At 72.3% G+C, this 16238-nt stretch carries 15 protein-coding genes; 11 read left to right on the top strand and 4 right to left on the bottom strand.

Annotated features, from left to right (window positions below):
- Nucleotides 1-199: 199 nt before the first annotated feature.
- A complete protein-coding gene (locus tag ACFYTE_RS41490; protein WP_388722365.1) occupies nucleotides 200-1441 on the bottom strand; it encodes a glycosyltransferase 87 family protein in 1242 nt (413 codons plus the stop codon).
- Between the two features lie 337 nt (nucleotides 1442-1778).
- On the opposite strand from ACFYTE_RS41490, the gene ACFYTE_RS41485 reads away from it, so the two are divergent.
- On the top strand, nucleotides 1779-2921 hold the full coding sequence (locus ACFYTE_RS41485) for a glycosyltransferase family 4 protein (protein ID WP_388722363.1): 1143 nt from the start codon (nucleotides 1779-1781) through the stop codon (nucleotides 2919-2921).
- Between the two features lie 349 nt (nucleotides 2922-3270).
- On the opposite strand, the gene ACFYTE_RS41480 is transcribed toward ACFYTE_RS41485, so the two are convergent.
- The gene (locus tag ACFYTE_RS41480; RefSeq protein ID WP_388722361.1) at nucleotides 3271-5067 is read right to left on the bottom strand and encodes an AMP-dependent synthetase/ligase; all 1797 of its coding nucleotides are present in this window, start codon (nucleotides 5065-5067) and stop codon (nucleotides 3271-3273) included.
- A gap of 314 nt (nucleotides 5068-5381) precedes the next feature.
- On the opposite strand from ACFYTE_RS41480, the gene ACFYTE_RS41475 reads away from it, so the two are divergent.
- The 6 genes from ACFYTE_RS41475 (at nucleotide 5382) to ACFYTE_RS41450 (ending at nucleotide 10408) form a co-directional block, all read left to right on the top strand.
- Nucleotides 5382-6179: a metallophosphoesterase gene (locus ACFYTE_RS41475; protein WP_388722359.1), complete on the top strand. Its 798-nt coding sequence runs from the start codon at nucleotides 5382-5384 to the stop codon at nucleotides 6177-6179.
- A 123-nt stretch (nucleotides 6180-6302) separates the two neighbouring features.
- Nucleotides 6303-6746, top strand: coding sequence for an SRPBCC family protein (locus ACFYTE_RS41470; RefSeq protein ID WP_388722357.1), 444 nt, complete (start codon nucleotides 6303-6305; stop codon nucleotides 6744-6746).
- 43 nt (nucleotides 6747-6789) lie between these two features.
- Entirely contained in the window at nucleotides 6790-7959 is a 1170-nt protein-coding gene (locus ACFYTE_RS41465; protein ID WP_388722355.1) for an ArsA family ATPase, read from the top strand.
- Between the two features lie 58 nt (nucleotides 7960-8017).
- Complete coding sequence (locus ACFYTE_RS41460; protein WP_388722353.1) at nucleotides 8018-8524, top strand: DUF5304 domain-containing protein; 507 nt, start codon at nucleotides 8018-8020, stop codon at nucleotides 8522-8524.
- Nucleotides 8525-8579: 55 nt separating this feature from the next.
- The gene (locus ACFYTE_RS41455) at nucleotides 8580-9533 is read left to right on the top strand and encodes an ROK family glucokinase (protein WP_388722351.1); all 954 of its coding nucleotides are present in this window, start codon (nucleotides 8580-8582) and stop codon (nucleotides 9531-9533) included.
- 119 nt (nucleotides 9534-9652) lie between these two features.
- Nucleotides 9653-10408, top strand: coding sequence for an endonuclease/exonuclease/phosphatase family protein (locus ACFYTE_RS41450; protein ID WP_388722348.1), 756 nt, complete (start codon nucleotides 9653-9655; stop codon nucleotides 10406-10408).
- Nucleotides 10409-10686: 278 nt separating this feature from the next.
- Here ACFYTE_RS41450 and ACFYTE_RS41445 read toward each other — a convergent pair whose 3' ends face one another.
- Both ACFYTE_RS41445 and ACFYTE_RS41440 read right to left on the bottom strand, forming a co-directional pair.
- Entirely contained in the window at nucleotides 10687-11295 is a 609-nt protein-coding gene (locus tag ACFYTE_RS41445; RefSeq protein WP_388722347.1) for a hypothetical protein, read from the bottom strand.
- Nucleotides 11288-12067 carry an alpha/beta hydrolase gene (locus ACFYTE_RS41440; protein WP_388722345.1) on the bottom strand — a complete coding sequence of 260 codons (780 nt, stop codon included), beginning with the start codon at nucleotides 12065-12067 and terminating at the stop codon, nucleotides 11288-11290. Before ACFYTE_RS41440 ends, ACFYTE_RS41445 begins: the two co-directional genes overlap by 8 nt.
- A gap of 161 nt (nucleotides 12068-12228) precedes the next feature.
- Between ACFYTE_RS41440 and ACFYTE_RS41435 the strand changes: the two genes are divergently transcribed.
- From ACFYTE_RS41435 to ACFYTE_RS41420, 4 genes are all read left to right on the top strand, one after another.
- Nucleotides 12229-12963, top strand: a complete 735-nt coding sequence (locus ACFYTE_RS41435; RefSeq protein ID WP_388722343.1) for a lysophospholipid acyltransferase family protein — start codon at nucleotides 12229-12231, stop codon at nucleotides 12961-12963.
- A gap of 51 nt (nucleotides 12964-13014) precedes the next feature.
- On the top strand, nucleotides 13015-14241 hold the full coding sequence (gene macS, locus ACFYTE_RS41430; protein ID WP_388722341.1) for a MacS family sensor histidine kinase: 1227 nt from the start codon (nucleotides 13015-13017) through the stop codon (nucleotides 14239-14241).
- Nucleotides 14238-14915, top strand: coding sequence for a response regulator (locus ACFYTE_RS41425; RefSeq protein ID WP_388722339.1), 678 nt, complete (start codon nucleotides 14238-14240; stop codon nucleotides 14913-14915). Before macS ends, ACFYTE_RS41425 begins: the two co-directional genes overlap by 4 nt.
- A 163-nt stretch (nucleotides 14916-15078) precedes the next feature.
- Nucleotides 15079-16107 (top strand): 6-phosphofructokinase, encoded by a 1029-nt coding sequence (locus ACFYTE_RS41420; RefSeq protein ID WP_388722337.1) that lies wholly within the window; start codon nucleotides 15079-15081, stop codon nucleotides 16105-16107.
- The last annotated feature ends 131 nt before the right edge of the window (nucleotides 16108-16238 follow it).

Raw genomic sequence — 16238 nt, 5'->3', positions numbered from 1 at the left:
AGGCCCTGCCTTCATGCCCCCGCGCAGCCACAATCACCTGAACAGCACACCCGTACGGAACCCCAAGCTGCACACTCGGTTTCGAGAAGCCCTCTAAGCGCACCTGGTCCGTGATGTCCTCCTGCCCGGAGTCTCGCAGCTGCTCCGGTAGCCTCGCGGCGGCCCCGGGGCGCTGGGTGGCTGTTCTGGCGGGCCGGGGTCAGGAGGAGATCGGGGTTCCCTTGGCGCTGGCGCGGGCGGTGTGCGCCGGCAGGGCGGCGGCGCGGCCCGCGGGGACCGTGGACCGCCACAGCCGGCCGGCGGCGAGCAGCGCGGCGCCGACCAGCAGGCCGTTGCGCAGGAACAACAGCCCCGTGCCGTACCAGTCGCCGACCACGACGTGCGAGAAGCCGATCGGGAACTCCAGGACGGTCACCACGGTGGCCGCGAGGACCAGCAGGACGGGCCGGCCCATCCGGGTGCCCCGGAAGGACACGCAGACCGCGGCCAGCCCGATCAGCCAGACCAGGTACTGCGGGCTGATCACCCGGCTCGTCGTGGTGAACATCAGCACCGCCGTGAACGCCGCGTCGGCGAGCGTGTGCGGCCTGAACCCGATGGCCGCCAGCCGCCACAGCAGCAGCCAGCCGAACGCGGCGCAGGTGAGCGTCAGCGCGGCGGCGCTCACCAGGCCGACGTACGGGCCCAGGAACTCCACCGAGCCGTAGTTCAGCAGCACCTCGCCCCGCCAGCCGAAGTGCCGGGCCACGTGGAAGACCAGGGCGCCCAGCGACTCCACCTCGGTGCCCCGGTCGCGCTGGAAGGCGAGGAAGGCGAAGGCGCCGGGCATGGTGACCGCGAACAGCGCCGCCACCCCCGCCGCGGTGGCCGCCGCTGCGCCCCAGGCGCGCAGCCGCACCGCACCCACCAGGAGCAGTGCGGGCCACACCTTGACCATCGCCCCGAAGCCGGCCAGCGCCCCCATCACCCGGGGTCGGCGGGCCCCCGCGAACAGCGCGGCCACCGCCACCGCGGTCACCATCACGTCGTAGCGGGCGTAGGCCGTCGGGCCGAGCAGCGGGAGGCCCGCCACCCACACCCAGGCGCCGCGCGGTGACTTGCCGGGGCGCCGGCCCGCGTATCCGAGCAGGGCGAGGACCGTCAGGTCGGCGAGCAGGGCCAGCAGAAAGAAGGCGGTGGGGTAGGAGAGGAAGGGCAGGGCGCCCGGCGCGAGCACGGCGAGCGCGGCAGCGGGCGGGTACTGCCAGGTCACGTCGTCCAGCGGGAACGTCCCGTGGCGCAGTACCTCGTACCAGCCGTGGTAGATCACCGACACGTCGGTGGTGACGTCCGCACCGGGGAAGACAAGCACCCGGAAGACGAAGAGCAGCAGCATCAGCCGGGTCAGTCCCCAGGCCACCGGCAGCCCGGCCAGGGGCCACCTCGCGCCCGCCATGTTCACTTGGGACCCTTCGTCGTGGCTCGTCCTGCGGGGGCCATGATGACGCGTCGCGCTGTGCGCCGTCCGTCAATGCCGTCGTACGGCGTGGTCGCGTCGCATCCAACGCGCCCGCGGACCGGCGCCCTTCGCGGGCCCCGTCGGCGGGCGCCGGCTCTCAGGACGAGTGCTTGATCGAGGCGTTCTCGTTCTGGCGGGGGAAACAGGGGAAACGGGGGAAACGGGGGAAACGGGGAAAGTTGACAAATCGTCACCCGGGCAGGACCCGGCCGCTCATGGATTGACTTTCGGCCACTTCGGGAATCGCACGGCCGCCACCGCCCGGATAGGTTGGGCGGTGATGCACAAGACCCTGATCGTGACCAACGACTTCCCGCCCCGGCCGGGCGGCATCCAGGCGTTCCTGCACAACATGGCGCTCCGCCTCGATCCCGACCGGCTCGTCGTCTACGCCTCCACCTGGAAGCGCGGCCGGGAGGGCGCCGAGGCCACGGCCGCCTTCGACGCCGAGCAGCCCTTCACCGTCGTACGCGACCGCACGACGATGCTGCTGCCCACGCCCGCCGTGACGCGGCGCGCGGCCGGGCTGCTGCGGGAGCACGGCTGTACCTCGGTGTGGTTCGGGGCGGCGGCGCCGCTCGGGCTGATGGCACCCGCCCTGCGGAAGGCGGGCGCCGAGCGGCTGGTGGCCACCACCCACGGGCACGAGGCCGGCTGGGCCCAGCTGCCCGCCGCCCGCCAACTGCTGCGCCGGATCGGGGAGTCCACCGACACGATCACCTACCTCGGCGGGTACACCCGCACCCGGATCGCCGCCGCGCTGACCCCGGCGGCGGCCGGGCGGATGGTGCGGCTGCCGCCCGGCGTCGACGAGAAGACCTTCCACCCGGGCTCCGGCGGTGCGCAGGTGCGGGAACGGCTCGGGCTGGCCGAGCGGCCGGTCGTGGTGTGCGTCTCGCGGCTGGTGCCGCGCAAGGGCCAGGACACCCTGATCAGGGCCCTGCCCCGGATCCTCGCCGAGCAGCCCGACGCGGTGCTGCTGATCGTCGGGGGCGGACCGTACGAGAGGGATCTGCGCAGGCTCGCCCGGGACACCGGGGTGGCGGCCTCGGTGCGCTTCACCGGCGCCGTGCCCTGGTCCGAACTGCCCGCGCACTACGGCGCCGGGGACGTCTTCGCGATGCCCTGCCGGACCCGGCGGGGCGGGCTCGATGTCGAAGGGCTCGGGATCGTCTACCTGGAGGCATCCGCGACCGGGCTGCCGGTAGTCGCCGGGGACTCGGGCGGCGCGCCCGACGCGGTGCTCGACGGGGAGACCGGATGGGTCGTCCGCGGCGGCGACCCGAACGAGGCCGCCGACCGGATCACCACGCTCCTCGCCGACCCCGCCCTACGCCGCCGCATGGGCGACCGGGGCCGCCAGTGGATCGAACAAACCTGGCGCTGGCCCCTACAAGCAGCAACCCTGAAATCCCTCCTGTAGAACAACCGCCCCGCCAGGGGCGCGGGGAACTGCGCGCTCAGCCACAACGAACCCGCACCCGCAAGGCCGTCCAGCCAGCGCCCCCGCCAGGGGCGCGGGGAACGGCGCGACCGGCCCAAACGAACCCGCACCCGCCGAGGCTGCCCAGCCACCCCTCCCGGTGGGCGCGGAGAGCCGTGAAGAACTGGCGTAGAACAAGCGCCCCGATAGGGGCGCGGGGAACTGCGCGACCGGCCACAAAGAACCCGCACTCGCCGAGCCTGCCCAGCCACCCCCTTCAATAGGCGCACCGCCGATCAATAGGCGCACCGCCGATCAATAGGCGCACCGCCGATCAACAGGCGCACCGCTATTTACGGTAGATCGCCTCGACGTCGGACGCGAAGTCCTTCACCACCACGCCCCGCTTCAGCTTGAGCGACGGCGTGAGATGCCCCGACTCCTCCGTGAACTGCCCCTCCAGAACACGAAACTTCCGCACCGACTCCGCCTTGGACACCGCCGCGTTACCGTCATCGACCGCTTCCTGGATCGCCGCCAACAGCTCCGGATCCTCACGCAGCGACGCCGCCGTGGACCCCGCGGGCTTGCCGTGCTCCGCCGCCCAGCGGCCCAGGAACTCCTCGTCGAGGGTGATCAGCGCGCCGACGAACGGCCGCCCGTCACCGACCACCATGCACTCCGCGACCAGCGCATGCGCCCGGATACGGTCCTCGATCACGGCCGGGGCGACGTTCTTGCCGCCCGCGGTGACGATGATCTCCTTCTTGCGCCCGGTGATCCTCAGATAGCCGTCCTCGTCGAGGGTGCCGACGTCCCCGGTGTGGAACCAGCCGTCGGCCAGCGCCTCCGCGGTCGCGGCCTCGTTGTTCCAGTACTCCTTGAACAGGTGCTCCCCGTGCAGCAGCACCTCGCCGTCGTCGGCGATACGGATCACGGAACCGGGCAGCGGCTGGCCGACCGTGCCGATCTTCTGCCGGTCCCAGGGGTTGAACGCGGTCGCCGCGCAGGACTCGGTCAGGCCGTAGCCTTCCAGGACCGTGAAGCCGATGCCGCGGAAGAAGTGGCCCAGGCGCTCGCCCAGCGGGGCGCCGCCGGAGATCGCGTACTCGCCGCGCCCGCCGAGCACCGCGCGCAGCTTGCCGTAGACCAGCCTGTCGAAGACCCCGTGCTTGATCCGCAGCCCGAGGGACGGGCCCGACGGGGTGTCCAGGGCCTTGCTGTAGGCGATCGCGGTGTCCGCCGCCTTGTCGAAGATCTTCCCCTTGCCGTCCGCCTGTGCCTTGGCGCGCGCCCCGTTGTAGACCTTCTCGAAGACCCGGGGCACGCCGAGGATCAGCGTCGGGCGGAACGCCGCCAGTTCATCGGTGAGGTGCTTGACGTCCGGGAGGTTGCCCAGCTTGATCGGCGCCATCATCGGCGCGATCTGCACCAGCCGCCCGAAGACGTGCGCGAGCGGCAGGAACAGCAGGACCGAGCACTCACCGGTGCGGAACAGCGGGCGCAGCCGCTCGACGATGTTGCCGCACTCGGCGAAGAAGGCCCGGTGGGTGAGCACACAGCCCTTGGGCCGGCCGGTCGTGCCGGACGTGTAGACGATGGTCGCCGCGTCGTCCGCCTTGGCGAGCGAACTGCGCTCCTCCACCGTCGCGTCGGTGAGGTCCCGGCCCAGCCGGGCCAGCTCCGCCACGCCCCCGGCGTCGATCTGCCAGACGTGCTTGAGCGCTGGCAGCCGCTCGCGCACCGAATCCACGGCGGCGGCGTGGCCGTCCTGCTCCACGATGCAGGCGGTGGCGCCCGAGTCGGACAGGATCCACTGCACCTGTTCCGGTGAACTCGTCTCGTACACCGGCACGGTGACCGCACCCGCGCTCCAGATCGCGAAGTCGAGGAGTGTCCACTCGTAGCGGGTGCGGGACATCAGGCCGACCCGGTCGCCGGGCTGGACGCCGGACGCGATGAGTCCCTTGGCGGCGGCGCGCACCTCGGCCAGGAACGCCTCGGCCGTCACGTCCTGCCAGCCCGCGTCGGTCTTGCGGGCGATGACGGCGACATCGGGATGCTGCGCGGCGTTTCTGCGGACGATGTCGGTCAGATTGCCGTCCGCAGGGACCTCGTACAAAGCCGGAAGGCTGAACTCGCGCAAGACTGCTGCTCCTCATAGGGCGCCGGCGCCACGACATTGTGTGCTGCGACGGTGCGGTCCACGGCTCGGGCAGGTGCTCGGACGCCCACCAGGAGCCTTTCGACCCATTGGCTGAAATCCAGAGCACGACTGGACTGCCCGGACGTTACCCGCCGGTATGGCTTCTTCGACAGGGGGCCCGGCGAGTTGTTCGCTGCGTCACACAGGTTGGTGTTCCTGCGCGCACAGTAGTCCACGGTTTTCCTGACGGGCCAGTAGCCGCAGGCCCGGCCGCCACTGTTCACGTATGCCGCACAGGCTTACCCTTGATCGCCATGGCCCCCACACCCGTCGGTAACCGAAGGACCCGCGTCCATGTGGTCAGCGACGTGCACGGCAACGTCCGGGACCTGGCCCGCGCCGGTGACGGCGCCGATGCCCTGATCTGCCTCGGTGACCTCGTGCTCTTCCTCGACTACGCCGACCACTCGCGCGGGATCTTCCCCGACCTGTTCGGCGTGGAGAACGCCCACCGCATCGTCGAGCTGCGCACCGCACGCCGCTTCGAGGAGGCACGCGCGTTCGGGACCCGGCTGTGGGCGGGCATCGGCACCGACCGGGCCACCGTCATCGAGAAGGCGGTGCGCCGCCAGTACGCCGAGCTGTTCGCCGCCTTTCCCACGCCGACGTACGCGACCTACGGCAATGTCGACATGCCGCCTCTGTGGGCTGAGTACGCCGGGCCCGGCACCACGGTCCTGGACGGGGAACGGGTGGAGATCGGCGGCCGGACCTTCGGCTTCGTCGGCGGCGGGCTGCGCACCCCGATGCGGACGCCGTACGAGATCGACGACGACGCGTTCGCGGCGAAGATCGAAGCGGTCGGCGAGGTCGACGTGCTGTGCACGCACATCCCGCCCGAGGTGCCGGAACTCGTGTACGACACGGTGGCCCGCCGGTTCGAGCGGGGCAGCCGGGCGCTGCTCGACGCCATCCGCCGCACCCGGCCCCGCTATGCGCTGTTCGGCCACGTCCACCAGCCGCTCGTGCGGCGGATGCGGATCGGCGCCACCGAATGCGTGAACGTCGGGCACTTCGCCGGAACGGGCAGGCCCTGGGCGCTCGAATGGTGAGGGGCGCGCGGACGGGGTGAAACCGGTGGTCGCGTGCGCGGTAGCCTTCACGCTGCACACACGTGCGCACGACGACCTCTCTGAACCGGTCTGCACCGGCCCGCACCCGGAGGAGCCACGGCGATGGCGGAACACACCAGCTCAAGCATCACCATTGAGGCGGCACCCGCCGACGTCATGGAGGTGATCGCCGACTTCGCCCGCTACCCCGACTGGACCGGTGAGGTGAAGGAGGCGGAGGTCCTCAAGATCGACGACCGGGGCCGCGCCGAACAGGTCCGCCTCGTCATGGACGCCGGCGCGATCAAGGACGACCAGACCCTCGCCTACACCTGGACCGGCGACCGGGAGGTCTCCTGGACCCTGGTGAAGTCCCAGATGCTCCGCTCCCTCGACGGCTCCTACCTCCTCGTACCGGACGGCGCGGGCGCCACCGAGGTGACCTACCGGCTCACCGTGGACGTCAAGATCCCGATGCTCGGCATGATCAAGCGCAAGGCGGAGAAGGTCATCATCGACCGCGCGCTCGCGGGCCTGAAGAAGCGGGTCGAGTCCGGGGAGAAGTAGCGACGGCGTGCCGGGCCGGCACGCGCGGGTAGCGTTCACCCCCATGCGCACCATCCTGATCACGGGTCCGGGCGGCTCGGGCCGTACGACCGTCGCCGCCGCCACCGCCCTGCGCGCCGCGGGCGCCGGCACCCGGACCCTCGTCCTGAGCGGCGACCGCACGGACGCCCTCGGCGCCGCGCTGGGCACGCCGACGGGATCCGACCCCCGCAGCGCCGCACCCGGCCTCACCGCCTGGCGCCCCGACCCCGCCGCCCGGTTCCGCGACGACCTCACCGCGTTCCAGGACCGTGCCACGGGCGTCCTCGACCTGCTCGGTGCCGCCCGCCTCGACCCGGAGGAGGTCACCCCCCTCCCCGGTGCCGAAGAGCTGTCCCTCCTGCGCGCCCTGCGCGATGCCGCCCTCGCCGAGCGCCACGACCTGCTCGTCGTCGACCTGCCGCCCGCCCCGCGCGCCCTCGACCTGCTCGCCCTCCCCGAGGAACTGCGCCGCTATCTGCGCCGGCTGCTGCCGCCCGAGCGCCAGGCGGCCCGCGCCCTGCGGCCCGTCCTCGGCCGCCTCGCGGGCGTCCCGATGCCCGCCGAGTGGCTGTACGAGACGGCGGCCCGCTGGGACGTCGAACTCGCCGCCGTGGAGGCCGTCGTGCGGGACCGCGCCACCACCGTGCGGCTCGTCGCCGAACCCGGCCCGGCCGGCACCGACGCCGTGCACACCACCGCGCTCGGCCTCGCCCTGCACGGCCTGCGCACCGACGCCCTGGTCGCCAACCGGGTGCTGCCCGAGACCGGTCCTGAGACCTGGCCGACCGGGCTCCTCGCCCAGCAGCGCAAGGCACTCGCCGACTGGCGGCAGTCGTACGACGTCCGCCCGGTCGCCCACCTCGGCCGTGACCCGCGGGGCGCCGACGACCTCGCCGCGCTCGCCGTGCCGGGCGTCGACGCCGCACCCGACCCCGTCGAGTGGCCCGTCACCGACCGGATCGCCGAGGACGGCGTGCTCGTCTGGCACCTCCCGCTGCCCGGCGCGATACGCGACGACCTCGACCTGGTCCGGCGCGGCGACGAACTCGTCGTCACCGCGGGCCCGTTCCGCCGGATCGTGCCGCTGCCGTCCGCCCTGCGCCGCTGCACCGTCGCCGGGGCCGCGCTGCGGGACGGCGCCCTGCGCATCCGCTTCGCACCGGACCCGCAACTGTGGCCCCGCGAGCGGTGAACCACGCGCGCGCGTTCGGGTAACGTCGTAAGGGACGAACCGCAGTCAGGAGTCCGCCATGAGCGAAGAGCGCCCCACACCGGACGCCCTGGAGCCGCAGCCGGCCGACGAGGTACGGGCGACCGACGCCGACGCCTGGGCCACGGCCTGCGCCGAGGACCTCGCCGCGGAGAAGGCCCGCCGCCGCGCCGGGTACGGCCCGCCCCCCGGCTCGGCCGCCGAGGAACTGCGCAGGTTCGTCGACGCCGTGGCCGACCGGCTGTCCGGCCTGCAGACCCCGCTCCTCGGGGCGGTCGCCGGACCCGCCGCGCAACAGGTGGTGCGGCAGGTCGTACAGCAGGCCAAGGCGGCCGTCGAACCCGTGATAGAGCGCAACCCGGACGTCTTCGACCACCTGGCCGCGGCCGGAAACGAACTGCTCGCCGCCTACCGCTCGGCCGTCCAGTCCCAGGAACGCTCCTGGACGACTCCCGCGGACGGCCCGAAGGACACCCCGAAGGACCGCGGCGACCGCGATGACCGGGGCGAGGGCACCGGTCCCGGCGAACGCATCGACTTGGACTGACAGCCCCCTCGGGTACGGTTGGCCGTAGCGGGGCTCGACCGAAACTGAGGGATTCATGGGACTCACCATCGGCGTCGACATCGGCGGCACGAAGATCGCGGCCGGCGTGGTCGACGAGGAAGGCAACATCCTCTCGACCCACAAGGTGCCGACCCCGGGCACGCCCGAGGGCATCGTGGACGCCATCGCCTCGGCGGTGGAGGGCGCGCGCGCCGGGCACGAGATCGTCGGCGTGGGCATCGGTGCGGCCGGATATGTGAACCGGCAGCGCTCCACCGTCTACTTCGCGCCCAACATCGACTGGCGCCAAGAGCCGCTCAAGGAGAAGGTCGAGGCGCGCGTCGGCCTCCCGGTCGTCGTGGAGAACGACGCCAACGCGGCCGCGTGGGGCGAGTACAAGTTCGGCGCGGGCAAGGGCCACCGCAACGTCATCTGCATCACGCTCGGCACGGGCCTCGGCGGCGGCATCATCATCGGCAACAAGCTGCGCCGCGGACACTTCGGCGTGGCCGCCGAGTTCGGCCACATCCGGATGGTCCCGGACGGCCTGCTGTGCGGCTGCGGCTCACAGGGCTGCTGGGAGCAGTACGCGTCGGGCCGCGCCCTGGTCAGATACGCCAAGCAGCGCGCCAAGGCCACCCCCGAGAACGCCGAGATCCTGCTCGGCCTCGGCGACGGCACCCCCGACGGCATCGAGGGCAAGCACATCTCCATGGCCGCCCGCCAGGGCGACCCGGTCGCCGTCGACTCCTACCGCGAGCTGGCCCGCTGGGCCGGCGCCGGCCTCGCCGACCTGGCCTCCCTGTTCGACCCGTCCGCGTTCATCGTCGGCGGCGGCCTGTCCGACGAGGGCGAACTGGTCCTGGACCCGATCCGCAAGTCCTACCGACGCTGGCTGGTCGGCGGCAACTGGCGGCCGGTCGCCGAGGTCATCGCCGCCCAACTGGGCAACGCGGCGGGCCTCGTCGGTGCGGCGGACCTGGCCAGGGAACCCGACCCGATCATGTGACGCCCGGGTGAGGGCGCGGGGGACCGCACGGCGAGCCGAGGACAGCCGGCGGATCGCACGGAACCCCGCGCCGCGGGCTGGTGGGTGTCCTGGAGCGCGCCCCCGTTAGATTGATCCACATGCCGACACCGCCGCCGCTGCCCACGTCCCGGACCGAACCCGACGGCTCCGCGATCATCCGGGTCCTGAGCTACAACATCCGCTCGATGCGTGACGACACCGCCGCCCTCGCCCGGGTGATCAGCGCCTGCGCCCCCGACCTGGTGCTCGTCCAGGAAGCCCCCCGGTTCTTCCGCTGGCGCAAGAAGCTCGCCCGGCTCGCGGCCGCCTCGGGACAGGTGATCCTCTCCGGAGGCGGCACGGCGGCGGGACCGGCCATCCTGTGCACACTGCGGGCGACCGTCGAACGGACCGAGGACGTGCTGCTCCCGCTGACCCCGGGACTGCACCGGAGGGGCTTCGCCACGGCGGTCGTACGGTTCGGCGGCGCGCGGCTCGGCGTGCTGAGCTGCCATCTGAGCCTGCGGTCGGACGAACGGTACGAGCAGGGCGGGATGCTGCTTGACCGGCTGGCCGGGATGGGCGTGGAACACGCGGTCGCGGGCGGCGACCTCAACGAGCGGCCCGGCGGCCGTACCTTCCGGCGGCTGGCCGAGGGGCTGCGGGACTGCCGGGCTGCCGCGCCCTGGGGCGGGGAGTACACCTCGACGCCCGTCGATCCGCACCAGCGGATCGATGCGATCTTTGCGACCAAGGGGGTCGAGGTGCTGGGCTGCGGGGTGCCGCTGGGGTTGCCCGGGGTGACGGAGGGGGATCTGCGGGCGGCTACGGATCATCTGCCGGTGCTTGGCGCTCTGCGGGTTCCGGCGGCGTAGTTTCGGTGGGGGGCGTTGGTCGGTGCGGGTTCGTTGTGGCCGGTTGCGCAGTTCCCCGCGCCCCTGTTGTGGCTTGGGTTCGGTGGTGGGGTGCGGCGCCGTCGTGGCTGGTCGCGCAGTTCCCCGCGCCCCTGTTGTGGCTTGGGTCTGGGGGTTGGGTGCGGCGTTGTTGTGGTTGGTTGCGCAGTTCCTCGCGCCCGTTGGGGCGGTTGTTGTGCGGGTTTGTTGTGGGTGGTTGTGTAGTTCCCCGTGCCCCTGGGGGCGGCGGGGAACTGTGGTCAGACGACTGCGCCTCGGCCTGGGTCGTCGGGTTCGTCGTCGTCTGTGCGCATGCGGGTCACCAGGGTGATGAAGCCGCCGAGGAAGCCGCCGATGCCCAGCGTCGCCAGCCACCACGTCATGTCCCAGCCGAGCAGCACCGCCACCAGGAGCAGGATCGGGCCGCCCACCACACCGAGCCAGGCGAACTTGGCGGTCGTGTCGGCGGCGGGCAGCGGCGGCGGCTCGGGCGGCACGAAGTGGCCCTCGTCGTCCTCGTCGAAATCGTCGTCGGACGCCTCGGACGGCTTGTAGTCGCGCGGGCCGACGCCGGGCGCGAAGGCAACGGAGCTGCCGAGGGGCTTGGCGGGCCCCTTCGCACCGGCACCCTCGCCGCTGTCCTTGCCGGCGTCGTCCTTGCCTGCGGCGTCCTTGTCGGCGGCGCCGTCGTTCGTGTCCACTTCGAGCAGCGCAAGGTCCTCGACCGACTTGAACGGCTTGGCGCCCGGTGGGTCCGGCGGCTCCTCGCCGTACCCGGCGACGATGGCCGCCCAGGCGGCGTCCTCGTCGAAGGGCACGCCCTTCTCGTCCGGCTCGCGGTCCTCGCGGTCGGACTCGTGCTCAGCCAACTGCGGCCGTCCCTTCCTTGCCGACACTGGGTGCGAGCCGGCCGATGAAGGCGAGGCTCTCCTCGAAGATCCGGTCCGCGTCGTGGTCCAACGTCGCGACGTGGTAGCTCTGTTCCAGCACGACCTCCGTCACGTCCGTCGAGGACACCCGGCTCAGTACCCGGACCGGGTCGGCCGGCGAGACCACGTGGTCCCGCCGGCTGCGCAGGAGCAGCAGCGGCTGGGTGACCTGCGGCAGCTCGCCGTCGACCTGACGCAGGAAGTTCCGCAGGGAGTGCGCCGCGTGCAGCGGCACCCGTCCGTACCCTCCTTCGGTGACGCCCGGCTTCGCGATGTCGTCGGTGATTCCCCGCACCGAGCGCACCAGGTGCCGGGCCACCGGAAGGGCGTGCGTCGCCGGGCCGTGCATCCTGTTCACCGGGTTGACGACCACGACGCCCGCCACCGCGTCCCCGTGCCGGGCCGCGAGCCGCAGGGCCAGTGCCCCGCCCATCGACAGGCCCGCCACGCACACCAGCCGGCAGTGCTCGCGCAGCAGCCGCAGCTCGCGGTCCACCTCCGCGTACCAGTCCTGCCAGGTGGTGAGCTGCATGTCCTGCCAGCGCGTCCCGTGTCCGGGCAGCAGGGGCAGCGACACGGTCAGGCCGTGCGCGGCGTGGTGCGCCGCCCAGGGGCGCAGCGACTGGGGCGAGCCGGTGAAGCCGTGGCAGAGGAGGACACCCACCTCCCCGCCCTCGTGGCGGTACGGCTCGGCTCCGGGCAGAACCGGCACGTGATGTCTCCTGTTCATGAGAGGGACGTGAACGACTGCGGGTTCTGCTTCACCGTACGCGACCGCACTGACACCGACCAGGGCCGTCGGGTCCATTGGCGGTCCCGCGGGTTAAGGTCTGAGCGACGGACACGGGAGGCACGCGGTTGTTGTACGGGACGATGAAGGTCGCCATCGGGGGGCCGCTGAAGGTCGCCTTCAGACCCTGGGTGGAGGGTCTGGAGAACATTCCGGCCGTGGGCCCCGCCATACTGGCGAGCAATCACCTGTCCTTCTCGGACTCGTTCTTCCTGCCCGCCGTCCTCGACCGCAAGGTCACCTTCATCGCCAAGGCCGAGTACTTCACCACCCCCGGGGTCAAGGGCCGGTTGACGGCCGCGTTCTTCAAGGGCCTCGGGCAGCTCCCCGTGGACCGCTCCGGCGGGCGCGGCGCGGGTGAGGCGGCGGTCAGGAGCGGCCTGGAGGTGCTGGAGCGCGGCGAGCTGTTCGGGATCTACCCGGAGGGCACGCGTTCGCCCGACGGCCGCCTGTACCGGGGCAAGCCCGGCGGCCTGGCGCGGGTGGCGCTCGCCTCCGGCGCGCCGGTCATCCCGGTCGCGATGATCGACACGGAGAAGATCCAGCCGCCCGGGAAGGCCCTCCCGAAGCTGATGCGGCCGGGCATCCGCATCGGCAGGCCCCTGGACTTCGGCCGCTACCAGGGCCTGGAGCACGACCGCTTCGTGCTGCGCGCGCTGACCGACGAGGTCATGTACGAGATCATGAAGCTCTCCGGCCAGGAGTACGTGGACATCTACGCGACCGCCGCCAAGCGGCAGATCGCGGAGGCCGCGAAGGCGGCCAAGAAGGACCAGCGCGATCAGAAGGACCAGAAGGACCAGAAGGAAACGGCGTAGGGGCGCCGGACACAGGCCCCGGCGGGACGGCCGGGCCGGGGGGTGGGGGAGATGCCCGGACGCGAACGGGTCATGCGGATGTCGGTCGAGCAGCCGCTGTGGCGCGCGCTCGCCGCCTACCGCGTCCTGACGATGCTGTACGCCATCGGCCTGTTCGGCACCGCCTACGACCGGTTCACGCGGCCCTGGCTCGCCCTCGCCTACTACGGCGTCCTGTCCGTGTGGACGCTCGCCACCCTGCCCAAGGTGAGCAACGCGGCGAGCTGCACCAGGCGTTTCCTCGCCGCCGATCTGACGATCGCGCTCGTCGGCATCCTCCTCACGCCGGTCGCCGACGCCCACGAGCGGGTCGCCGACGGCGGTCCTACGCTGCCCTCGATATGGACCGCGGGCTCCGTGCTGGCCTTCGCCGTCAAGGGCGGCTGGCGCTGGGCGGGGTTCGCCTCCACGGCCGTCGCCGCCGCCAACCTGGTCGAGCGGGGCAGCCCGGCCCGCGACACCGTGCACAACGTGATCCTCGTGTGGGTCGCCTCCATCGCCATCGGCTACGTCGTCGAGGTCGCCCGCGCCTCCGAGCGCACCCTCGCCCGTGCCCTGGCGATCGAGGCCGCGACCAGGGAACGGGAGCGGCTGGCCCGGGACATCCACGACAGCGTGCTCCAGGTGCTGGCGATGGTGCAGCGGCGCGGCGCGGTCATCGGCGGGGAGGCGGCCGAGCTGGGCCGGCTGGCCGGCGAGCAGGAGGTGGCGCTGCGCACGCTGGTCTCCGGGGGGCTGGTGCCGCTCGCGCGGGCCTCGCAGGACACGGCCGAGGGCACGGTCGTAGGGGCCGTGGCGGAGACGGACGACTCCGCAGGCCCCGTCGACCTGCGCGCGCTGCTCGCCCCGTACGCGGGTGCCCGGGTCAGCCTGGCCGAGCCCGGCGCGCCGGTGCCGCTGCCGCCGGCCGCCGCGCGGGAGCTGGCCACGGCCGTCGGCGCCGCCCTGGACAACGTCCGCCGGCACGCGGGGGAGGGCGCCCGGGCCTGGATCCTGGTCGAGGACGAGCCCGGCGAGATCATCGTGACCGTACGGGACGACGGGCCCGGCATCCCCGAGGGGCGGCTCGCCCAGGCCGAGGGCGAGGGGCGGCTCGGGGTGGCCCTGTCGATCCGCGGGCGGCTGCGCGACCTGGGCGGCAGCGCCGAGCTGATCTCGGTGCCCGGACAGGGCACGGAGGTCGAACTGAAGGTTCCGAAGGACGCCGCGCAGGCGTGGGGGAAGGCGGAGAAGCGATGAGCGAGCAGCAGGACCCGATCAAGGTCATGGTGGTCGACGACCACCCCATGTGGCGCGACGCGGTCGCCCGGGACCTGTCCGAGTCCGGCTTCGAGGTGGTCGCCACCGCCGGGGACGGCGAGCAGGCGGTGCGCCGCGCCCTGGCGACCGGTCCGGACGTGCTGGTCCTGGACCTCAACCTGCCGGCGAAACCCGGGGTCCAGGTGTGCAAGGAACTCGTCGGCGCCGATCCGCGGCTGCGCGTCCTGGTGCTGTCGGCGAGCGGCGAGCACGCGGACGTCCTGGAGGCCGTGAAGTCCGGCGCGACCGGCTATCTGCTCAAGTCGGCGTCCACGGAGGAACTGCTGGACGCGGTGCGCCGGACCGCGGTCGGCGACCCGGTGTTCACGCCCGGCCTCGCCGGACTGGTCCTCGGCGAGTACCGCCGGCTGGCCGCCGAGCCGGGGCCGGCCCCGGACGCCGACGAGCCGAAGGCGCCACGGCTGACCGACCGCGAGACGGAGGTGCTGCGCCTGGTCGCCAAGGGCCTGAGCTACAAGCAGATCGCCGAACGCCTCGTCATCTCCCACCGCACCGTGCAGAACCATGTGCAGAACACCCTCGGCAAGCTCCAGTTGCACAACCGGGTCGAGCTGGTGCGGTACGCGATCGAGCGCGGACTCGACGACGAGTGAGGAACATGTCCCGATGTCCACTCTTTCGAGTGGATCTGGATGGGTCCGGAATGATCAACTGAGCCTCAATTCAGTGGAATTGACCATCCCGCCCATCACGGAGTGACCTGGATCACTATTAGCGTCTTCCTTCACCAGGCAACCGCGGCGAAGGGACATTTCCATGCGGGTCGGAGTACTGACCGGAGGCGGCGACTGCCCCGGGCTCAACGCCGTCATCCGGGGCATCGTCCGCAAGGGCGTGCAGGAGTACGGCTATGACTTCGTCGGCTTCCGGGACGGCTGGCGGGGCCCCCTCGAAGGAGACACCGTCCGCCTCGACATCCCCGCGGTGCGCGGCATCCTGCCCCGCGGCGGCACCGTCCTAGGCTCCTCACGGACCAATCCGCTCAAGGTCGACGGCGGCATCCGCCGCATCAAGGACAACCTCGCCAAGCAGGAGGTCGAGGCACTGATCGCGATCGGCGGCGAGGACACCCTGGGCGTGGCCGCGCGGATGTCCGACGAGTACGGCCTGCCGTGCGTCGGCGTCCCGAAGACCATCGACAACGACCTCTCGGCCACCGACTACACCTTCGGCTTCGACACCGCCGTCGGCATCGCCACCGAGGCGATCGACCGGCTGCACACCACCGCCGAGTCGCACATGCGCGTCCTGGTCGTCGAGGTGATGGGCCGTCACGCCGGCTGGATCGCCCTGCACTCCGGGCTCGCCGGCGGCGCCAACGTCATCCTCATCCCCGAGCAGCGCTTCGACGTCGACCAGGTGTGCGGATGGGTGACCTCCCGTTTCCGGGCGTCGTACGCCCCGATCGTGGTCGTCGCCGAGGGCGCCATGCCCAAGGACGGCGAGATGGTGCTCAAGGACGAGTCGCTGGACTCCTTCGGGCATGTGCGGCTCTCCGGCGTCGGCGAATGGCTGGCCAAGGAGATCGAGAAGCGGACCGTCAAGGAGGCCCGCACCACGGTCCTCGGGCATGTGCAGCGCGGCGGCACGCCGAGCGCGTTCGACCGCTGGCTCGCCACCCGCTTCGGACTGCACGCCATCGACGCCGTCCGCGACGGCGACTTCGGCAGGATGGTCGCCCTGCGCGGCACCGACATCGTCCGCGTCCCGATCTCCGAGGCCACGGCCAAACTGAAGACGGTAGACCCAAAGCTCTACAACGAAGCCACCGTCTTCTTCGGCTGACCGTCACCCCCCAAACGCCGCCGCCCTACGCGGCGGCGTCTTTACCCGTCCCGCGCCCCGATAGGGGCGCGGGGGCCGGCGGGGGGGGGGGGGGGGGGTGGGACCCCCCCCATGAACGGGGGGGGGGGGCT

Source organism: Streptomyces sp. NPDC004629 (assembly GCF_042873595.1).
GTDB lineage: Bacteria > Actinomycetota > Actinomycetes > Streptomycetales > Streptomycetaceae > Streptomyces.
The sequence above is the reverse complement of the archived record's forward strand: the minus strand, read 5'-3'. Positions and strand labels throughout refer to the sequence as shown.

What these genes read in the sequence shown, in the direction of transcription:
- ACFYTE_RS41485 (WP_388722363.1), top strand. Translation starts at nt 1,779, where the DNA reads ATGCACAAGACCCTGATCGTGACCAACGACTTCCCGCCCCGGCCGGGC.
- ACFYTE_RS41475 (WP_388722359.1), top strand. Translation starts at nt 5,382, where the DNA reads ATGGCCCCCACACCCGTCGGTAACCGAAGGACCCGCGTCCATGTGGTC.
- ACFYTE_RS41470 (WP_388722357.1), top strand. Translation starts at nt 6,303, where the DNA reads ATGGCGGAACACACCAGCTCAAGCATCACCATTGAGGCGGCACCCGCC.
- ACFYTE_RS41465 (WP_388722355.1), top strand. Translation starts at nt 6,790, where the DNA reads ATGCGCACCATCCTGATCACGGGTCCGGGCGGCTCGGGCCGTACGACC.
- ACFYTE_RS41460 (WP_388722353.1), top strand. Translation starts at nt 8,018, where the DNA reads ATGAGCGAAGAGCGCCCCACACCGGACGCCCTGGAGCCGCAGCCGGCC.
- ACFYTE_RS41455 (WP_388722351.1), top strand. Translation starts at nt 8,580, where the DNA reads ATGGGACTCACCATCGGCGTCGACATCGGCGGCACGAAGATCGCGGCC.
- ACFYTE_RS41450 (WP_388722348.1), top strand. Translation starts at nt 9,653, where the DNA reads ATGCCGACACCGCCGCCGCTGCCCACGTCCCGGACCGAACCCGACGGC.
- ACFYTE_RS41435 (WP_388722343.1), top strand. Translation starts at nt 12,229, where the DNA reads ATGAAGGTCGCCATCGGGGGGCCGCTGAAGGTCGCCTTCAGACCCTGG.
- macS (WP_388722341.1), top strand. Translation starts at nt 13,015, where the DNA reads ATGCCCGGACGCGAACGGGTCATGCGGATGTCGGTCGAGCAGCCGCTG.
- ACFYTE_RS41425 (WP_388722339.1), top strand. Translation starts at nt 14,238, where the DNA reads ATGAGCGAGCAGCAGGACCCGATCAAGGTCATGGTGGTCGACGACCAC.
- ACFYTE_RS41420 (WP_388722337.1), top strand. Translation starts at nt 15,079, where the DNA reads ATGCGGGTCGGAGTACTGACCGGAGGCGGCGACTGCCCCGGGCTCAAC.